The 210-nt window shown below is 62.9% G+C and carries 1 protein-coding gene; it reads right to left on the reverse strand.

From position 1 onward, the window contains the following. Positions 1–210 (reverse strand): hypothetical protein (locus tag A4245_RS20485; RefSeq protein WP_199860725.1); only part of this gene is annotated, 210 nt, incomplete at both ends.

Genomic DNA, 210 nt, shown 5'->3' on the forward strand with positions numbered 1-210 from the left:
ATTGACGCACCTTCTTGCCCTTGCGGACGACCTTGCTGTCGTTGAGCAGGTCGACACCGTCCTTCTTGGCCTGGGCCACGGCGTCGGCAAACATCTTGTCGTCGCGCTTCCAGATCTCGATGGGCTTGATCTTCGAGCTGTGGACGATGGTGGCGTCGTGCGGCTCGGCGAAGGTCGGGCCGTCGTGCACCAGCTTCATCTCGTCGCCCG

This window comes from Oceanobacillus damuensis (assembly GCF_001618145.1).
In the GTDB taxonomy this organism is placed as follows: Bacteria; Bacillota; Bacilli; order Bacillales; family Amphibacillaceae; genus Oceanobacillus; species Oceanobacillus damuensis.